We start from the raw sequence: 16,035 nt of genomic DNA, 5'->3' as shown, positions 1-16,035 counted from the left end.
AGATCGTTTAAAACCTGAGATACACGGAGCGACCACGGGGCGAGGCTTCCCTACGGGAACCTCATCCCGTGTTTCTCCTAAAAATTGTTTCTCCTAAAAATAGGCTTAAGGTGAAATCACGCGGCTTTTTCTCTTTGTCAGCGGGGGGATCTCCCCCGCTATACCCAGGACACGATAATGATTGCAGGAAACCTCACCACCCTCAAACTCGCCACGCTGCCCGATGCACTGTGGGCGATTCTGTCCGCGCCGGGCATGTCACTGGCTGAGTTGAATGCGCTACCTGAAGGCCGCTATCAGCCGGAAGGGGCCGAATGGTTCTACAACATCGGCACCGTGAACACCGCACCGCGCGCCACGCGACACACCGAATTTCACAGTAACTATCTCGATATCCAATTGATTCTGGAAGGCGAGGAAATTATCGGTTACGGTCTGAATGATGTACATGGCCAGCCCGCGACCGAGCGTAAACCGGATCTCTACATTTTGGATAACCCACAGGTGCCGCATCAGATCCATCTGCGGGCAGGCGACTTCGTCACGTTTTATCCGGGCGAAGCCCATCAGGCGCTGTGTGCGATTAACGACAGCCCTGCACCGGTCAAAAAAGCCGTGTTTAAAATCCCCGTTACGTTGTTAATGCCGATCGTTTAAAGATCGAGATACCGGGGGCTACCACGGTGCGAGGTATCCCTGCGGGAACCTCATCACCGTGTTTCCCCCTATAAAATGCAAACGCATTTTAAATGCCACTTGTGGCAGCCCGTCAGGGCGAGCGCAGGAACTGGGCGAGTAAATCCATATTTAAGTGAACAGCATTACGTCACGTTGTTGCAATAAGAACGGTTGAATATTAAGGAGACGTATTTCATGTCAGCTACAGCCCCTAAACACGCCCTGATTACCGGTAGCAGCTCAGGGATCGGTGCCGCCATCACACAAAAATTACTGGCGGAAGGCTGGCGGGTAACCGGCCTGTCACGCAAGCCGGGTGACTATTCACATCCATACTTTACCCACCGCGCGGTGGATATCATGGATACGCCCGCGCTGACGGCTATTCTGGACGACATTGCGCAGGTTGATGCCGTCATCCATGCCGCTGGCATTATGAAAGCGGCCCCGCTCGGCCAGCTTTCGCTGGAAGACGGTGAAACGCTATGGCGCTTGCATATTCAGGCAGCACAGGTGCTCGCCGACCGTCTGGTCGATAAGCTGCCGCAAGGGGGCCGCATCGTGTTGCTGGGCAGCCGCACCTCCAGCGGTTCAGCAGGACGCAGCCAATACGTCACGACAAAATCCGCGATGATCGGCATGGCAAGAAGCTGGGCAGCGGAACTGGCTCCGCGTGGCATTACGGTAAACATCGTCGCGCCGGGTGCCACAGAAACCCCGATGCTGACGATGCCGGGCCGCCAAAGCTCACCGCCGAAGCTGCCACCGATTGGGCGCTTCATCCAACCGCAGGAAGTGGCCGATCTGGTAGGTTACCTGCTCTCCCCTTCCGCTTCAGCCATTACTGGCCAGCAGTTGGTGATATGTGGCGGTGCTTCGCTGTAATGCGTCACGATTTCCATAACTCATTCTCATCACTCATCCTCATAACTACAGGCCAATATTCTTAAATGGAGATTGGCCTTAATTATTCCCCCGCTTCTTGCCCCCATGTCACTCGCATGATGTAGAGGGATATTATTCTTTTTCATTGCCGTGGATGCATCCGTTCGAAATAATTGATAAAAGAATAATACAAAAACCATCGTCTAATAAAATAGATTAACCTGATTTCAATCAATTTATTAACACTATTATTTAAATAGTACCCACACTATCTTTAACGTATAAAAACAGAAACTATAAAAACATTTTTAACTAATTATAATTCACAATCCTTATTTAAAGAAATAGGGGAATAAAAACAATACATTGATAATTAAAAATTAAATATATAAAAATCAAATAACCCAAAGAACACAGTAAAACCATGAATTGCCATACCAACATTCAGGGGCCGTATTCCCCTGCCTGTTACACCATTCAGACACGACATATCGAATTTACCCTATCGCTCTTTATTGGAGCAGACAAATAACAACAGGAGATTTTCGTATGGATAATGGTACGTTAGCTCCAGAAAAAAACTTTCCCGCTTAATAACAGCTTATTGAATGATGAAAAAATGATTACGCCAGATGGCCTAGAAAAATCATCTAAATAGCTTCGCATATTACCGCTCCACTTTAGCCAGACCATGCTGATTGCCGGGGAATGGTGAAGCGGCATTCATAAATAGCTTTACCTGTTCCAGTAACTGCCGCATATATCGGCACCGATGGTTACGCGTTATGGTTTCGTGTAACGACAACCAGAGCAACTCGATTGGATTCAGCCACGGCGAATTCGTGGGCAGGAACAACAACCGGAACTTCGTATTTTTTTCCAGCCACCGTTCCACCTTGCGGCTTTTATGAATGATGTAGTTATCAACGACCAGCGTAATGGTTTTCGCTCGCCGATATGTCCGTCGTAACGTCTCTAACAGATTGATAAATAAATCAGAACACTTTTTACTGCCGCCAACGTAATGGACCCGTCCCGTATCCGAATGCAGTGCTCCTGCCAGATAATACTTTTGATTATGTCCCGGCGTAGTAATACGTTTCTGTTGCCCTTTGAGCATCCAGTCTGCACCGATTTTTGGGTTCAGTCCACGAAACTACGGGCTTTTTCATCACATCCTACAACTACTTCTCTTAACGCTCGTTGAAGCTCTTATCAGCTTGTTGGCGTCATACTTCTTTTTCTCATGCACGTAGATCCGTTCGGTTCTTCCACCGTTGTTGGTGATGAAACTGATGATGGAAAGAAAGACTTTATTCAGACGGGCTTTATCAATCAAATCATCACTGATTTTTTCGATATGAGAATAGTAAGAGAGAAGTAAAAAACTTAGCACCACATCTCAGTTTGAAAATGTCAGATTTTCTATGTCCTGCTGATATTTAATATAAAATCCGGCACAAAAAAGATAAGACTGCTCAGTGATTTCTGCTTCTGAAAAGCCCGATTCATCGAGTTTGTCAACGAACCTGTCCAGCAACAGCAGATACCTTTCCATTAAACTCATATTTATTTTTTTCATAACTATGCATCCTTGCATTAAAATGATTAATTTTGTCATCCTGACAAAGTATAAATATCACCATTAAATTAAAAATCAAGCACTCCGTAAAAATATATTTACAGTGGAATATTAAATTTACATAAAATATATTCATTGAATAGTGATCAATTAAATGGCTCGTAATTTTGTTTTTATTAAAAAATTCATGAAATACTTTACAAAAAAGTATCGGTGTCACATATATTAAAAAACCGAGAATATACTTTACAAAATAAAAATCGTTAAAAACCAACTTAATCATTCTGATTCGGGCTGAACCAGCCTAAATAATTTACATTTAGGTATCAGGTGTGCATAATTCATCATTTCTGCGCCATAAGACTCAGACCAGCGATCTACCCGTTTTTGATACCATTCTCTGGTGATCACCTCAAAGGTGTTGCCAAGGCGTCCCTCCTTAGCCAGTTTTACCTCTTTACGCACTTCGCTGGGATTGATGCCTGCGGCAACCAGTTTCTTGGCCTCGTCGCGTTTCTGTCTGGCTTCAGCTAAAGAAATGGTGGGGTAAGTCCCAAGTGACAACAATTTTGCTTTGCCATCGAAACGGTAACGATAACACCATCCCTTCGATCCGTTAGGTTCAACCAGTAGTGAAAGACCATGACCATCGTTTTTGGTGTAGGACTTGTCTTCTGGCTTGGCACGGCGGATCTCAAGGTCTGTAAGCGGCATGTGTATAGTTTCCTACCTGTGTTGAGAGCAAATGTGTATAGGATTTCAGATTTCATCCTGCCCTATACACATTACTATACACATTGACCGGTAGATTTAGATAGACGCGGGTTTTCCCTGAACGACTGAGAAATCGACTGAGAAATCGTGGAAAGCCTTGTGGTTACTGGATTTATTGGATTTGGGTAGACATTGAGAGAAGTGTGTTTGGAGCGAGTGAAGGGAATCGAACCCTCGTATGCAGCTTGGGAAGCTGCCGTTCTACCATTGAACTACACTCGCACAGAGAAGCGAATGGCATTATAGCGCTATGCCGTTGCCGAGCAAGTAAAAAACCCGGCAACATGTTGATGTTTTAGCCAGTTATGCAGCCGTAGAGAGCGGCAGAAACAGCGTCTCATACCCATTGGAAATAACGTGCCAGGCAAAGTAGGCAAATAGCAGCGCGGAGAGCAGGCTGCAATAGAATGAGATACGCTCTTTCAGCAGTCGCTGACCGTACTTCACCAGCGCGGCAAGGAAGAACGTCCACAGCACGCCGCCCACGAAAAAGCCCAGCAGAAACAGGCTAATCATGAAGGCTGAGCCATCGGTAGACTGCGCGATAATGGTGCCACCAATCGCCGCAAACCACAGTAACGCCGTTGGTGACGCCAGCGCCATGCCGACGCCGCTGAAAAACTCGGTATAGCGGGCAGGTGGCGCAGTAAAATCCGCCCCGTTCGCTGTCGCAGAAAGGTCGGCGAAGCGTTTAACCTGATAGTCACGCCATGCTGCGCGCGCCATACTGAACGTCATCCAGATCAGAATCAGCCCGCCGCCAATCCACAGCACCCAGCGCACGGGAGTCAGATTAAAGACGACCGCCAGACCCAGTACCGACAGCGTGGCATAAAACAGATCGCCGAAACAGGATCCCAGCCCGATATAAAACGCCGAGCGCGGTCCATGCCGCAGCCCACGGTTAATAATCGCGGTATTGACCATCCCCAAATCGAGACACAGCGACAGGGATAGCAGCATCCCCGTAAACACAACCAACAGCATGGCATTCCCTTCGAACAATAAGCAATAACGCGAGTCTAGAGCTCAAAGGACACGCTGTATTGTCAAAAATTGATACGGCGGAACTGCCCCGGCGTCATGGCGTTATAGCGGTTGAAGGCTTTCGTGAAATGCGCCTGATCGGCAAACCCGACATCGCCCGCGACCTGACTAATCGCAGTCCCCTGCCGCAGCAGTTCCCGCGCTTTACACATGCGTCGCTGCATCAGCCATGCCAGCGGCGGCAAGCCAACCGCCTGATTAAACGAGCGTACCAGATGGGCGACTGACAGATTTTCCTGCTGCGCGAGTTGATCGAGTGTGGGAACATCGCTGAGATCGTTCAGCAACCCGTCTTTGATCCGCGTGATCCGCTCTGCTTCTTTGAGCTGCACCTGAGACGGCATAGGATGCTGGTTTTCCATCAACGCAGCCAACAACAGGATAATGCGTTCCTGACGTGTGCTGTCGTCCACATCAGAGATGACCAACTGTTTTAGCTCAGACGCCAATTGCGGCGATGGATTCCTGCCCCGTGAGAACCGAAAAGTTTGGTGAAAATAATGCTCGAACGCCTGCGGATGCACGTACAGCGATGCACACTGCCAACGGTCAAACGCATTATCACTGCCTTGTAGCTGATCGGGATTGTAGGTCGTCACCATATCATTAGTGACAACAAAGGTCTCTCCATCCAGCCAAACCGTCTCCAACCCGCTGAGATTGGCGCTGATGACGAACTCATCGTGCGTATGCCGTGGAAAACTGCGGCCGTTGGTTAACAGCGCCAGTTCGAACCAGGCATCGCGGTACGTTATCATGATAGTGTTCCGGCAGTGAATGAATGCCCGAAAATAGCATCTTCCCCCATCGGGCGACAATCACAGAATGACGGCAAGAATGCGGAAGTAAAACGTGGTTATGTCGTGCCTGATAGTTAGTAAACCCATTCGCCGAAAAAAAACGGTAGTAACGGAATAGAAGAGTAAAGCGTTTGCGCCATGGATGGCGCAAGCCGAGCGCACAGGGATGTGTTTACAGCGTCTTTACGATCTATCCGTTATTACCGCTCGACGACCTTTGTCGATAATAAAAAAAACCGGTGCAGTTGCACCGGTTCAATAAAGCATGACAACAATATCAGGCTGACTTTCTCTGCCTTACTTCTGTGGACGCATCGCCGGGAACAGGATCACGTCGCGGATGGTGTGGCTGTTAGTGAACAACATCACCATACGGTCAATACCGATACCCAAACCTGCTGTTGGCGGCAGGCCGTGCTCCAGTGCGGTCACGTAGTCTTCGTCGTAGAACATCGCTTCGTCATCGCCCGCGTCTTTCGCATTCACCTGCTGAGCAAAACGCTCTGCCTGATCTTCGGCATCATTCAGCTCGGAGAAGCCGTTACCGATTTCACGGCCGCCGATGAAGAACTCAAAGCGATCGGTGATTTCTGGGTTCTGATCGTTACGACGTGCCAGCGGCGACACTTCAGCTGGATATTCAGTGATGAAGGTCGGTTGGATCAGGCTGCTTTCTGCTGTTTCTTCGAAGATCTCGGTAACGATACGGCCCAGGCCCCAGCTTTTCTCGATCTTGATGCCCAGAGACTGTGCGATCGCGGTCGCTTTCTCCAGATCGTCAAGATCGGCAACGTTGGTTTCAGGACGGTATTTGCAGATCGCTTCGCGCATCGTCAGCTTCTCGAACGGCTTACCGAAGTCGAATGTCTGGTCGCCGTATTCCACCGTCGTCGAGCCCAGCACGTCCTGCGTCAGCGTACGGAACAGGTTTTCCGTCAACACAATCAGGTCTTTATAATCGGCATACGCCATATAAAGTTCCATCATGGTGAATTCAGGGTTGTGACGCGGGGAAACGCCTTCGTTACGGAAGTTACGGTTGATCTCGAACACACGCTCAAAACCACCCACAACCAGACGCTTCAGGTACAGTTCCGGCGCGATGCGCAGATACATGTCGATGTCCAGCGCATTATGGTGCGTGATGAACGGACGGGCAGACGCGCCGCCAGGGATCACCTGCATCATTGGCGTTTCGACTTCCATAAAGCCGTGATCGACCATGAAGCTACGGATCGCCGCCATCACTTTGGAACGAATGCGGAAGGTATTGCGTGACTCGTCGTTGGCAATCAGATCCAGATAGCGTTGACGATAGCGGGTTTCCTGATCGGCCAGACCGTGGAACTTATCCGGCAGCGGACGCAGCGCTTTGGTCAGCAGACGCAGTTCGGTACAGTGGATAGACAGCTCGCCAGTTTTGGTTTTGAACAGCTTACCGCGCGCGCCCAGGATATCGCCCAGATCCCATTTCTTGAACTGCTCGTTATAGATGCCTTCCGCCAGATCGTCGCGGGAAACATACAGCTGAATACGGCCACCGACGTCCTGCAAGGTCACAAAAGAGGCTTTACCCATGATGCGACGGGTCATCATACGGCCCGCAACGGTCACTTCGATGCCCAGTTCTTCCAGCTCTTCGTTCTCTTTGGCATCGAACTCAGCGTGCAGACGATCGGACGTGCTGTCACGGCGGAAATCATTCGGGAAGGCAATCCCGGTTTCACGCAGCGCCACCAGCTTCTCACGACGCGTTTTTAATTCGTTATTCAGATCCTGCGCCTGATCGGCACCCTGTGATTGTGATTCAGCCATGTGAATTCTTATAACCCCGCTTTTAAACTTGCTTCAATAAATTTGTCCAGATCGCCATCCAGTACGGCCTGAGTGTTACGTGTTTCCACTCCGGTACGTAAGTCTTTGATGCGCGAATCATCCAGAACATAGGAACGAATCTGGCTGCCCCAGCCGATATCAGATTTGTTGTCTTCCATCGCCTGTTTCTCAGCATTTTTCTTTTGCATCTCAAACTCGTACAGCTTGGCTTTCAGCTGTTTCATCGCCTGATCTTTGTTTTTATGCTGGGAACGGTCGTTCTGACACTGCGTGACAATACCGGTAGGCATGTGGGTAATACGCACCGCAGATTCTGTCCGGTTAACGTGCTGACCACCCGCACCGGATGCGCGGTAAACGTCAATACGCAGGTCTGCCGGATTGATTTCGATATCGATATCGTCCTCAACTTCCGGGTAGACGAACGCGGAGCTGAATGAGGTGTGGCGACGGCCGCCGGAATCGAACGGGCTCTTACGCACCAAACGGTGTACGCCGGTTTCGGTACGCAGCCAGCCAAATGCATAGTCACCGATGATCTTGATGGTGGCGGATTTCGTACCGGCCACGTCACCGTCTGACTCTTCAATAATTTCGGTTTTAAACCCTTTGGCTTCCGCCCAACGCAGGTACATACGCACCAGCATGCTGGCCCAGTCCTGCGCTTCCGTACCGCCAGAACCCGCCTGAATATCCAGGTAGCAATCCGCACTGTCGTACTGGCCGGAGAACATGCGGCGGAATTCGAGCTGGCCTAATTTATTTTCCAGCGCGTCCAGTTCTACCGACGTCTCATTAAAGGTGTCTTCGTCGTCTTCTTCCACCGCGAGCTCAAGCAGACCAGCCACATCTTCCAGACCCTGAGTCAGTTGATCGATAGTGTCTACGATGGCTTCCAGCGAGGAGCGTTCTTTTCCCAATGCCTGAGCACGTTCAGGCTCATTCCAGACATCAGGCTGTTCCAGTTCGGCGTTTACTTCTTCAAGGCGTTCTTTCTTGGCATCATAGTCAAAGATACCCCCTAAGAACGGCGCTACGTTCAGACAGATCCTGAATGCGGTTTTTTACCGGATTAATTTCAAACATGATTTTTTATATTCTTACGTTAAGTCGTTGACAACGGAATGATGTAACCCGCCATTCTAGCGGATAAAACGCCCAGTTTATAGACTTTCTGCCCACCGTATTCCGTTCACGCGCGCGGCCACAAATGTTGAATCATCAATTGCACCGAACGTTTACCGCGAAACTCGTTAATATCCAGCCGATACACCATTTCCACTTCTTTAATGCTCGGATCCGGCCAAATGGTGGTATCGACATTAAACGCGATGCCATCTAACAGCGGCACCTTCCCTGTTGCACCAATCGGTTCGAACATCGCTTTCAAATGGCGCTCTTTGAGTAGGCGAGGTTGCAGAATACGGAAGCAGCCATCGAACGTCGGTTCAGGGAATGACTGACCCCACGGCCCCGCGTAGCGCAGCATTTCTGCCGTTGAGAGCAAATCCAGTTCCGGCAGCAGCAGTTCACCATCAGACCAGACGACGCCTTCAAGCTGAGACGGATCGAGCCATTCGCCAACCAGTTCGCCGAAGCGCTGACGGAAATCCTCAAACCGATCTTCATGCAACGATAGTCCTGCTGCCATCGCATGCCCGCCGAATTTCTGTATCATTCCGGGATACAGCGTATCCAGCCGTTCCAGCGCATCGCGCAGATGCAAGCCAGCAATGGAACGCCCTGACCCTTTCAGCATGCCGTCGCCCGCGGGAGCAAAGGCAATCACTGGGCGATGGAAACGTTCTTTAATACGCGACGCCAAAATACCGACAACGCCCTGATGCCATTCCGGGTGGTACATCGCCAGGCCGTAAGGCAGTGAATCACGGGTGCGTTCCAGCGATTCACACAGGCGCAGCGCTTCTGCCTGCATCCCTTGTTCGATCTCCCGCCGGTCCTGATTCATGTCATTCAGTTCGTTGGCAAGGATACGTGCTTGTACGATGTCATCGCTGAGCAGCAACTCGACACCGATTTTCATGTCATGTAATCGCCCGGCGGCGTTCAGCCGTGGGCCTAACGCAAAGCCTAAATCGCTGGAGACCAGTTGACTGGCATCGCGGTTCGCCACTTCCAGCAGCGCCCGAATACCCGGACGACATTCGCCTGCACGAATGCGATTTAGCCCCTGCGCGACCAGAATCCGGTTGTTGGCATCCAGCGGCACCACGTCAGCGACCGTGCCCAGCGCCACTAAATCCAGTAATTCGGTGAGATTCGGTTTCGCCAGCCCCTGTTGAGTAAAAAAGGGTTGTGTAAACCAGTCACTATCACGCAGGCGCACGAACAACGCCATCATCAGGTAAAACGCGACGCCTACGCCAGCCAGTGCCTTGGAGGGAAACTGACAGTCGGGCAGATTGGGATTAATCATGGCGTCAGCGTCAGGCAGAATTTCACCCGGCAGGTGGTGATCGGTCACCAGCACGGCAATACCACGCCGATGAGCATCCTCGACCCCCGCGAGAGAAGAGATCCCGTTATCCACGGTCACAATCACTTCAGCACCCAGCGCGGCGGCCTGCGCCACCACTTCCGGGCTGAGCCCGTAGCCGTTTTCAAAACGGTTCGGCACCAGATATTTCACGTTCACGCCGCCCATACTGCGCAGCGCTAATACGGTGAGCGCGGTGCTGGTAGCACCATCGGCATCAAAATCGCCGACGATGACCATGCAGCGCTTCTCGGCCAGCGTCTGTTGCAGCAAATCGACCGCTTTATCAATCCCGCTTAACAACCGGTAATTGAGCAAACCGCTCAGGCTACGTTCCAGCTCCTGCGCACCTTTCACGCCGCGCTGTGCATAGAGGCGGCGCAGCAAAGGCGGAACGGTGTCGGGTAAATCAATGTCCTCCGCCAGCGGACGCCGACGGAGTTGGGTAATCATATCCACGTAGCATTAACCGCCGGTTTTCTTGGAGGCTTTATGTGCTTCCAGCATCGCCAGCATTTCTTTCGGCCCTTGGTATCCCGGCACAACCAAACCGTCTTGCAGCACAATGGCGGGAGTCCCCTGCACGCCAAACTGAATGCCCAGTTGATAATGCGCGGCGATATCGGTTTTACACGTTGCTGGCGAAATCGCGTCACCCTTCATCGCGCTATCAAACGCTTTATTGCGATCGGCCACGCACCAGATGGACTGCATATCTTTCGCGGCTGGCGATTTCATACCCTGACGCGGGAAAGCCAGATAGCGCACGGTAATGCCCAGCGCGTTGTAATCTTTCATCTGCTCATGCAATTTGTGGCAATAGCCGCAGGTAATGTCAGTGAAAACGGTAATAACGTGTTTTTCCTGTGCGGCTTTATACACAATCATCTGTTCCTGTAGCGCATCCATCTTGCCGATCAGGATCTTATTGGTGGTGTTGACTGGCATGGTGCCGCTCACGTCATAAAGCGGACCTTGCAGCAAATGCTTGCCGTCTTCACTGATGTACAGCACGCCGCTGTCGGTAATCACCGTTTTCATGCCCGCCATCGGCGAAGGCAGGATTTCCGCCCCCTGCATATCCAGACGCGTCAACGTCTGTTTGATCGCGGCATCATCGGCGTGGGCAAAATTGGTTGCCGTCGCGACCAGTAAAGAAAGCAGTAATAACCCTTTTTTCATTTCATCAATCCTGTGTTTTCGCAACATTGTCCGCAGCAAATCGCTTGTGACAACGATGCGCCGTGATAGTAAGCGGGAAATCCCGCCAGCCAGATAACATCCTGTTACTCTGTATAATGACTCGATTGGTTACGCTATCCCTACGCGCGCGGATGGTGCTGCTGATGCAGCTGCTTCAGCCGCTCCGTCGCCACATGGGTGTAAATCTGCGTCGTGGAAAGATCGCTATGCCCCAAGAGCATCTGTACGACCCGTAAATCCGCGCCGTGGTTCAATAAATGGGTAGCAAACGCGTGTCGTAAGACGTGCGGCGAGAGCTTTTCGCTATCAATCGACGCCAGTACCGCATAATACTTGATGCGGTGCCAGAACGTCTGGCGCGTCATTTGCCGGGCGCGGTTGCTGGGAAACAGCACATCCAGCGTTTGCCCATTCAGCAGCCACGGGCGACCATGTTCCAGATAATACTCGATCCAATACACCGCTTCTTCACCAAGCGGCACCAGTCGTTCTTTATTGCCTTTTCCCAGCACGCGTACCACGCCCTGCCGCAGGCTGACATCACTCATCGTCAAACCGACCAGTTCGGAAACACGCAGCCCCGTCGCATACAATACCTCAAGCATGGCCTTATCGCGTAATTCCAGCGGTTGTTCAATGCTTGGCGCGTTGAGCAACGCATCCACCTGCGCCTCGCTCAAATCTTTGGGCAAACGCTGCGGCAGTTTCGGGGACGATAGCACCGCGCTGGGATCGTCGCTGCGCCGCTTTTCCCGATAAAGGTACTGGAAGAAGCGACGCATCGCGCTCAACAAACGGGCTGAACTGGTCGCCTTGTAGCCGCCATCAACCCTATCGGCGAGAAATGCCTGAAGATCGAGCGCCTGCGCCTGCAATAAGCCGTTATCATGATGTGCAAGCCACTCCGCGAGCGTTCGCAAATCCAACCGATAAGACGCCAGCGTATTCTCGGCCAGATTTCTTTCCAGCCACAGCGCATCGAGAAACTGCTCGATAAGTGCCTGATCGTGTTCTTGCATCGCCGTGTCCCTCTTCACTGATTGGCAATATTATGCCGATGAAGCGGCGACTTTACATCTTCATCAAGACCGTATTCTCACGCAAACAGAATTGTGTGCGATCTCACATATTCCGTGAACTTCAACATCGCCATAACATTCTCCGGCAAAAATCAGGCTGTGGCACATTATATTTTATGTATCGATAATATATCGGAACAGGCTCCTTGAAGCCGCGTGCCGACTGGCATTGCCCTTACTCAATCAACGTTGAAAAGCCAATTTTTCTGTGCGTAGAATGGCTGTTCGTGTTGTTAAAATAAAGAAACATTATGCAAGCCACCGTCACTCCCACTCTCGATGCCGAAGCGGAAACCCCACCCGTAAACTCACGCAACAAAGTGATTGTTGCGTCACTCATTGGCACCGCTATCGAATTTTTCGATTTTTATATCTATGCCACTGCTGCGGTGTTGGTTTTCCCGCACATTTTCTTCCCACAGGGCGACCCGACGGCCGCGACGCTACAGTCGCTAGCGACCTTTGCGATTGCCTTTGTCGCCCGCCCTATCGGTTCGGCAGTCTTCGGTCACTTCGGTGACCGTGTCGGACGTAAAGTTACGCTGGTCGCTTCTCTGCTGACCATGGGGGTTTCAACCGTTCTGATTGGGCTGTTACCGACCTACGAAACCATTGGGATTTTTGCACCGATTCTGCTGGCACTGGCGCGCTTCGGTCAGGGGCTGGGGCTGGGTGGTGAATGGGGCGGCGCGGCGCTGCTGGCGACCGAAAATGCCCCCTCCCATAAACGTGCGCTGTACGGGTCGTTCCCCCAGCTTGGCGCACCGATTGGCTTCTTCTTCGCGAACGGTACCTTCCTGCTGTTGTCCTGGCTGCTGACGGAAGAGCAGTTCATGACCTGGGGCTGGCGCGTGCCGTTCGTCGCGTCCGCCGCACTGGTGCTGGTTGGCCTGTATGTCCGTATCTCTCTGCATGAAGCCCCAGTCTTTACCAAAGCGGTCAAAGCTGGCAAACAAGTGCGTATGCCGCTGGGAACGCTGCTTAGCAAGCATATGAAAGTCACAATCCTCGGCACCTTCATCATGCTGGCGACCTACACGCTGTTCTATATCATGACCGTTTACTCCATGACGTACGGAACGACGCCAGAACCTAAGGGGCTTGGCTTCTCGCGTAACAGCTTCCTATTGATGCTGATGATTGCGGTGATCGGCTTTGGTCTGATGGTGCCGGTCGCAGGCTATCTGGCTGATGCTTTTGGCCGCCGCAAGACCATGATTACCATCACCTGCCTCATGATCGTCTTCGCTATGCTGTTCCCTTACATGCTCGGCTCAGGTAATCAGGCGCTGGTAATGGGCTTTCTGGTGCTGGGTCTGAGCATCATGGGGCTGACGTTCGGCCCAATGGGCGCCCTGCTGCCAGAGCTGTTCCCGACGGAAGTGCGCTACACCGGCGCATCATTCTCCTATAACGTCTCGTCAATTCTGGGTGCATCGGTCGCCCCCTATATCGCAGCGTGGCTGACGGCTAACTACGGCCTGTTCTACGTCGGTGTTTATCTGGCCGCTATGGCGTCACTGACGCTGATTGCCCTGCTGGCGACCAGAGAAACACGTCACCAGTCTCTGGGATAAACGTCTCCTCAGTGAGGGCCTTGGCCCTCACTGCACCTTTCCTTACTCCTGTTCTCCTTTTAGAATACCGACATCCTGCGGCATCATTCGCCCGCCACGTTATCTCTGTGGCCTGAAGCGAACATGCCCTTACTGATAAAAATTGTTTATAAGCACTCACTATGAAAATCGGTCTGTTTTACGGCTCAAGCACCTGCTACACCGAAATGGCGGCGGAAAAAATTCGCGACATTCTGGGTGAAGAACTGGTAGATCTGCACAACATTAAGGATGTCGAACCTCAGCGTATGGAAGACTACAGTACGTTGATTCTCGGCATCCCAACCTGGGATTTCGGTGAGATTCAGGAAGACTGGGAGAACATCTGGGATCAATTAGCGACGCTAAACCTTAAAGGAAAAGTGGTGGCGCTCTACGGCATGGGCGACCAGCTTGGCTACAGCGAATGGTTCCTTGATGCGCTGGGCATGCTGCATGAACAACTGCTGCCGCTGGGTGTCACATTCATTGGGTACTGGCCGACAGAAGGCTATGATTTCATCAGCCCAAAGCCACTGGCCGCTGACGGAAAACACTTTGTCGGGCTGGCGCTGGACGAAGTGAACCAATACGATCTCAGCGATGAACGTCTGGAACAGTGGTGCGAACAGATCCTGCAAGAAATGGCGTCATTACTGTAAAAAGTACGACTCAACAGAGGTAAGCACGATGAAAAGGTTACTCATAGCGGTCGCGGGGTTGTTGCTTGCAGGTTGTACTCAAACAGGCACGCAGCAATACGCCAGAAATCTGGGCGGCAAATGCGATGTCCCACAATATTATGCTATCGATTTTTCAAGGTTTGATGAGACGGCACAGCAAATCGCACACGCAACGGGCTGTGGCATTATCACCGATACTGCGCTGACGGGCGCGATTAAACCGCATCCCGTCAAAGGCTATCTGACCCGACGGGAAGCGGTGTTTATGGCGATTCAGGGAACATCGTTGAAGGTGACCCAGCAGGAACCGGATACGGTTACCGTCGAATAACACGTGCGCGGATACCTTTGTTACGGGTATCCGCATTCGTTGAAGTGGCTTAGCGCTTTTGTAACCAGCGGGTACGCGCGGTAGTATCAAGGAAACTCCACGCGACAAATCGGCTTTGCTTCTGGCCTTGCGCCATCTCGATGGTTCTGACCTTTTCCGCATCAACCGCTTCCAGTGCGCGATAAATCTCCGGCAGGTTCTCTTTGCGCGACACCAGCGACGTAAACCACAGGCACTGACGGGCAAAACCGGCGCTCTCTTTGATCATCTGGCCAATAAACGCCGACTCGCCACCCTCACACCACAGCTCATCCTGCTGGCCGCCGAAATTCAGCGGTGAGCGCTTATCCAGCCCCAGATTATGCAGTTTGCGCTGCGTTCCCTGACGCGCATCCTCAGCGGAAGCGTGGAACGGTGGATTACACATGACCGCATCAAACGTGTCGTTCTTGTGAATAATACCCGCGAGTATCGCTTTGCTGCTTTTCTGACGACGCAGGCGAATCGCGCGATTCAAACCGGGATTCGCCTCAATCGTCTGATTGGCCGCTTTCATTGCGAGTGGATTAATTTCGCTGCCGGTAAAACGCCAGCCGTATTCGCGATACCCAATCAGCGGATAAATGCAGTTAGCGCCGCAGCCGATATCCAGCACGGAAGCCTCGCGTGGTACCACCGAGCGGTTATCTTCCGCCAGCAAGTCAGCCAGATGGTGAATATAGTCGGCACGGCCTGGAATCGGCGGGCACAGAAAACCGTACGGAATCGTCCAGTGTTCAATCTGATAAAAATGCTGCAACAGCGCCTGATTCAGCGCTTTCACCGCTTCGGGATTGGCAAAGTCCACTGACTCATCGCCGTAGGCATTCACCGTGACAAACGGAGTCAGCGCAGGATAGCTCTGTTTGAGCGCGGGAAAATCATAACGATCGCGATGGCGATTACGAGGATGCAGACCATTTTTTTGCACTGCGAGCTTAGTCATCAGTATATCCAATCAATTTCAAAGTACGGCCAGACGATGACCAAATAAAAAATATCTCTA

The 16,035-nt window shown here is 51.6% G+C and carries 13 protein-coding genes, 1 tRNA gene and 3 pseudogenes; 5 read left to right on the top strand and 12 right to left on the bottom strand.

What is annotated here, in order from left to right; all coding sequences use genetic code 11:
- Positions 1-177 precede the first annotated feature (177 nt).
- Both O1Q74_RS03210 and O1Q74_RS03205 read left to right on the top strand, forming a co-directional pair.
- Entirely contained in the window at positions 178-657 is a 480-nt protein-coding gene (locus tag O1Q74_RS03210) for a YhcH/YjgK/YiaL family protein (RefSeq protein ID WP_271876049.1), read from the top strand.
- A gap of 216 nt (positions 658-873) precedes the next feature.
- Positions 874-1,563: an SDR family NAD(P)-dependent oxidoreductase gene (locus O1Q74_RS03205; RefSeq protein WP_271876048.1), complete on the top strand. Its 690-nt coding sequence runs from the start codon at positions 874-876 to the stop codon at positions 1,561-1,563.
- Positions 1,564-2,230: 667 nt separating this feature from the next.
- Here O1Q74_RS03205 and O1Q74_RS03200 read toward each other — a convergent pair.
- From O1Q74_RS03200 to xerD, 11 genes and pseudogenes are all read right to left on the bottom strand, one after another.
- A pseudogene (locus O1Q74_RS03200) lies at positions 2,231-2,710 on the bottom strand (IS630 family transposase); the annotation flags it as partial.
- Between the two features lie 24 nt (positions 2,711-2,734).
- Positions 2,735-3,145: pseudogene (locus O1Q74_RS03195) on the bottom strand (hypothetical protein).
- 342 nt (positions 3,146-3,487) lie between these two features.
- Positions 3,488-3,859 (bottom strand): annotated as a pseudogene (locus tag O1Q74_RS03190) (Arm DNA-binding domain-containing protein); the annotation flags it as partial.
- Between the two features lie 208 nt (positions 3,860-4,067).
- A tRNA-Gly gene (locus tag O1Q74_RS03185) sits at positions 4,068-4,141 on the bottom strand.
- Positions 4,142-4,222: 81 nt separating this feature from the next.
- Positions 4,223-4,906: a LysE family translocator gene (locus O1Q74_RS03180; protein ID WP_271876047.1), complete on the bottom strand. Its 684-nt coding sequence runs from the start codon at positions 4,904-4,906 to the stop codon at positions 4,223-4,225.
- Positions 4,907-4,968: 62 nt separating this feature from the next.
- On the bottom strand, positions 4,969-5,724 hold the full coding sequence (locus O1Q74_RS03175; RefSeq protein WP_271876046.1) for a helix-turn-helix transcriptional regulator: 756 nt from the start codon (positions 5,722-5,724) through the stop codon (positions 4,969-4,971).
- Positions 5,725-6,063: 339 nt separating this feature from the next.
- Positions 6,064-7,581: a lysine--tRNA ligase gene (lysS, locus tag O1Q74_RS03170; RefSeq protein ID WP_271876045.1), complete on the bottom strand. Its 1,518-nt coding sequence runs from the start codon at positions 7,579-7,581 to the stop codon at positions 6,064-6,066.
- Positions 7,582-7,589: 8 nt separating this feature from the next.
- Positions 7,590-8,688 (bottom strand): peptide chain release factor 2 gene (gene prfB, locus O1Q74_RS03165; protein ID WP_271876044.1). Its coding sequence is split into 2 segments (ribosomal slippage): positions 7,590-8,612 and positions 8,614-8,688, totalling 1,098 coding nucleotides; the frame shifts between segments, so codons are not numbered across the junction.
- 106 nt (positions 8,689-8,794) lie between these two features.
- A complete protein-coding gene (gene recJ, locus O1Q74_RS03160; RefSeq protein WP_271876043.1) occupies positions 8,795-10,558 on the bottom strand; it encodes a single-stranded-DNA-specific exonuclease RecJ in 1,764 nt (587 codons plus the stop codon).
- Positions 10,559-10,564: 6 nt separating this feature from the next.
- Positions 10,565-11,281, bottom strand: a complete 717-nt coding sequence (gene dsbC, locus O1Q74_RS03155) for a bifunctional protein-disulfide isomerase/oxidoreductase DsbC (RefSeq protein WP_263058772.1) — start codon at positions 11,279-11,281, stop codon at positions 10,565-10,567.
- 140 nt (positions 11,282-11,421) lie between these two features.
- On the bottom strand, positions 11,422-12,321 hold the full coding sequence (gene xerD / locus O1Q74_RS03150; RefSeq protein WP_271876042.1) for a site-specific tyrosine recombinase XerD: 900 nt from the start codon (positions 12,319-12,321) through the stop codon (positions 11,422-11,424).
- 311 nt (positions 12,322-12,632) lie between these two features.
- On the opposite strand from xerD, the gene O1Q74_RS03145 reads away from it, so the two are divergent.
- The 3 genes from O1Q74_RS03145 to O1Q74_RS03135 all read left to right on the top strand — a co-directional run bounded on the left by O1Q74_RS03145 (position 12,633) and on the right by O1Q74_RS03135 (position 14,990).
- Positions 12,633-13,958, top strand: a complete 1,326-nt coding sequence (locus O1Q74_RS03145; RefSeq protein WP_271876041.1) for an MFS transporter — start codon at positions 12,633-12,635, stop codon at positions 13,956-13,958.
- A gap of 161 nt (positions 13,959-14,119) precedes the next feature.
- Positions 14,120-14,638: a flavodoxin FldB gene (fldB, locus tag O1Q74_RS03140; protein WP_271876040.1), complete on the top strand. Its 519-nt coding sequence runs from the start codon at positions 14,120-14,122 to the stop codon at positions 14,636-14,638.
- 28 nt (positions 14,639-14,666) lie between these two features.
- Entirely contained in the window at positions 14,667-14,990 is a 324-nt protein-coding gene (locus tag O1Q74_RS03135) for a hypothetical protein (protein WP_271876039.1), read from the top strand.
- A 49-nt stretch (positions 14,991-15,039) separates the two neighbouring features.
- On the opposite strand, the gene rlmF is transcribed toward O1Q74_RS03135, so the two are convergent.
- On the bottom strand, positions 15,040-15,975 hold the full coding sequence (gene rlmF, locus O1Q74_RS03130; protein WP_271876038.1) for a 23S rRNA (adenine(1618)-N(6))-methyltransferase RlmF: 936 nt from the start codon (positions 15,973-15,975) through the stop codon (positions 15,040-15,042).
- Positions 15,976-16,035: the final 60 nt, after the last annotated feature.

This window comes from Pectobacterium sp. A5351 (assembly GCF_028335745.1).
Taxonomy (GTDB): Bacteria; Pseudomonadota; Gammaproteobacteria; order Enterobacterales; family Enterobacteriaceae; genus Pectobacterium.
This window is presented reverse-complemented; position numbering and strand designations above follow the sequence as displayed.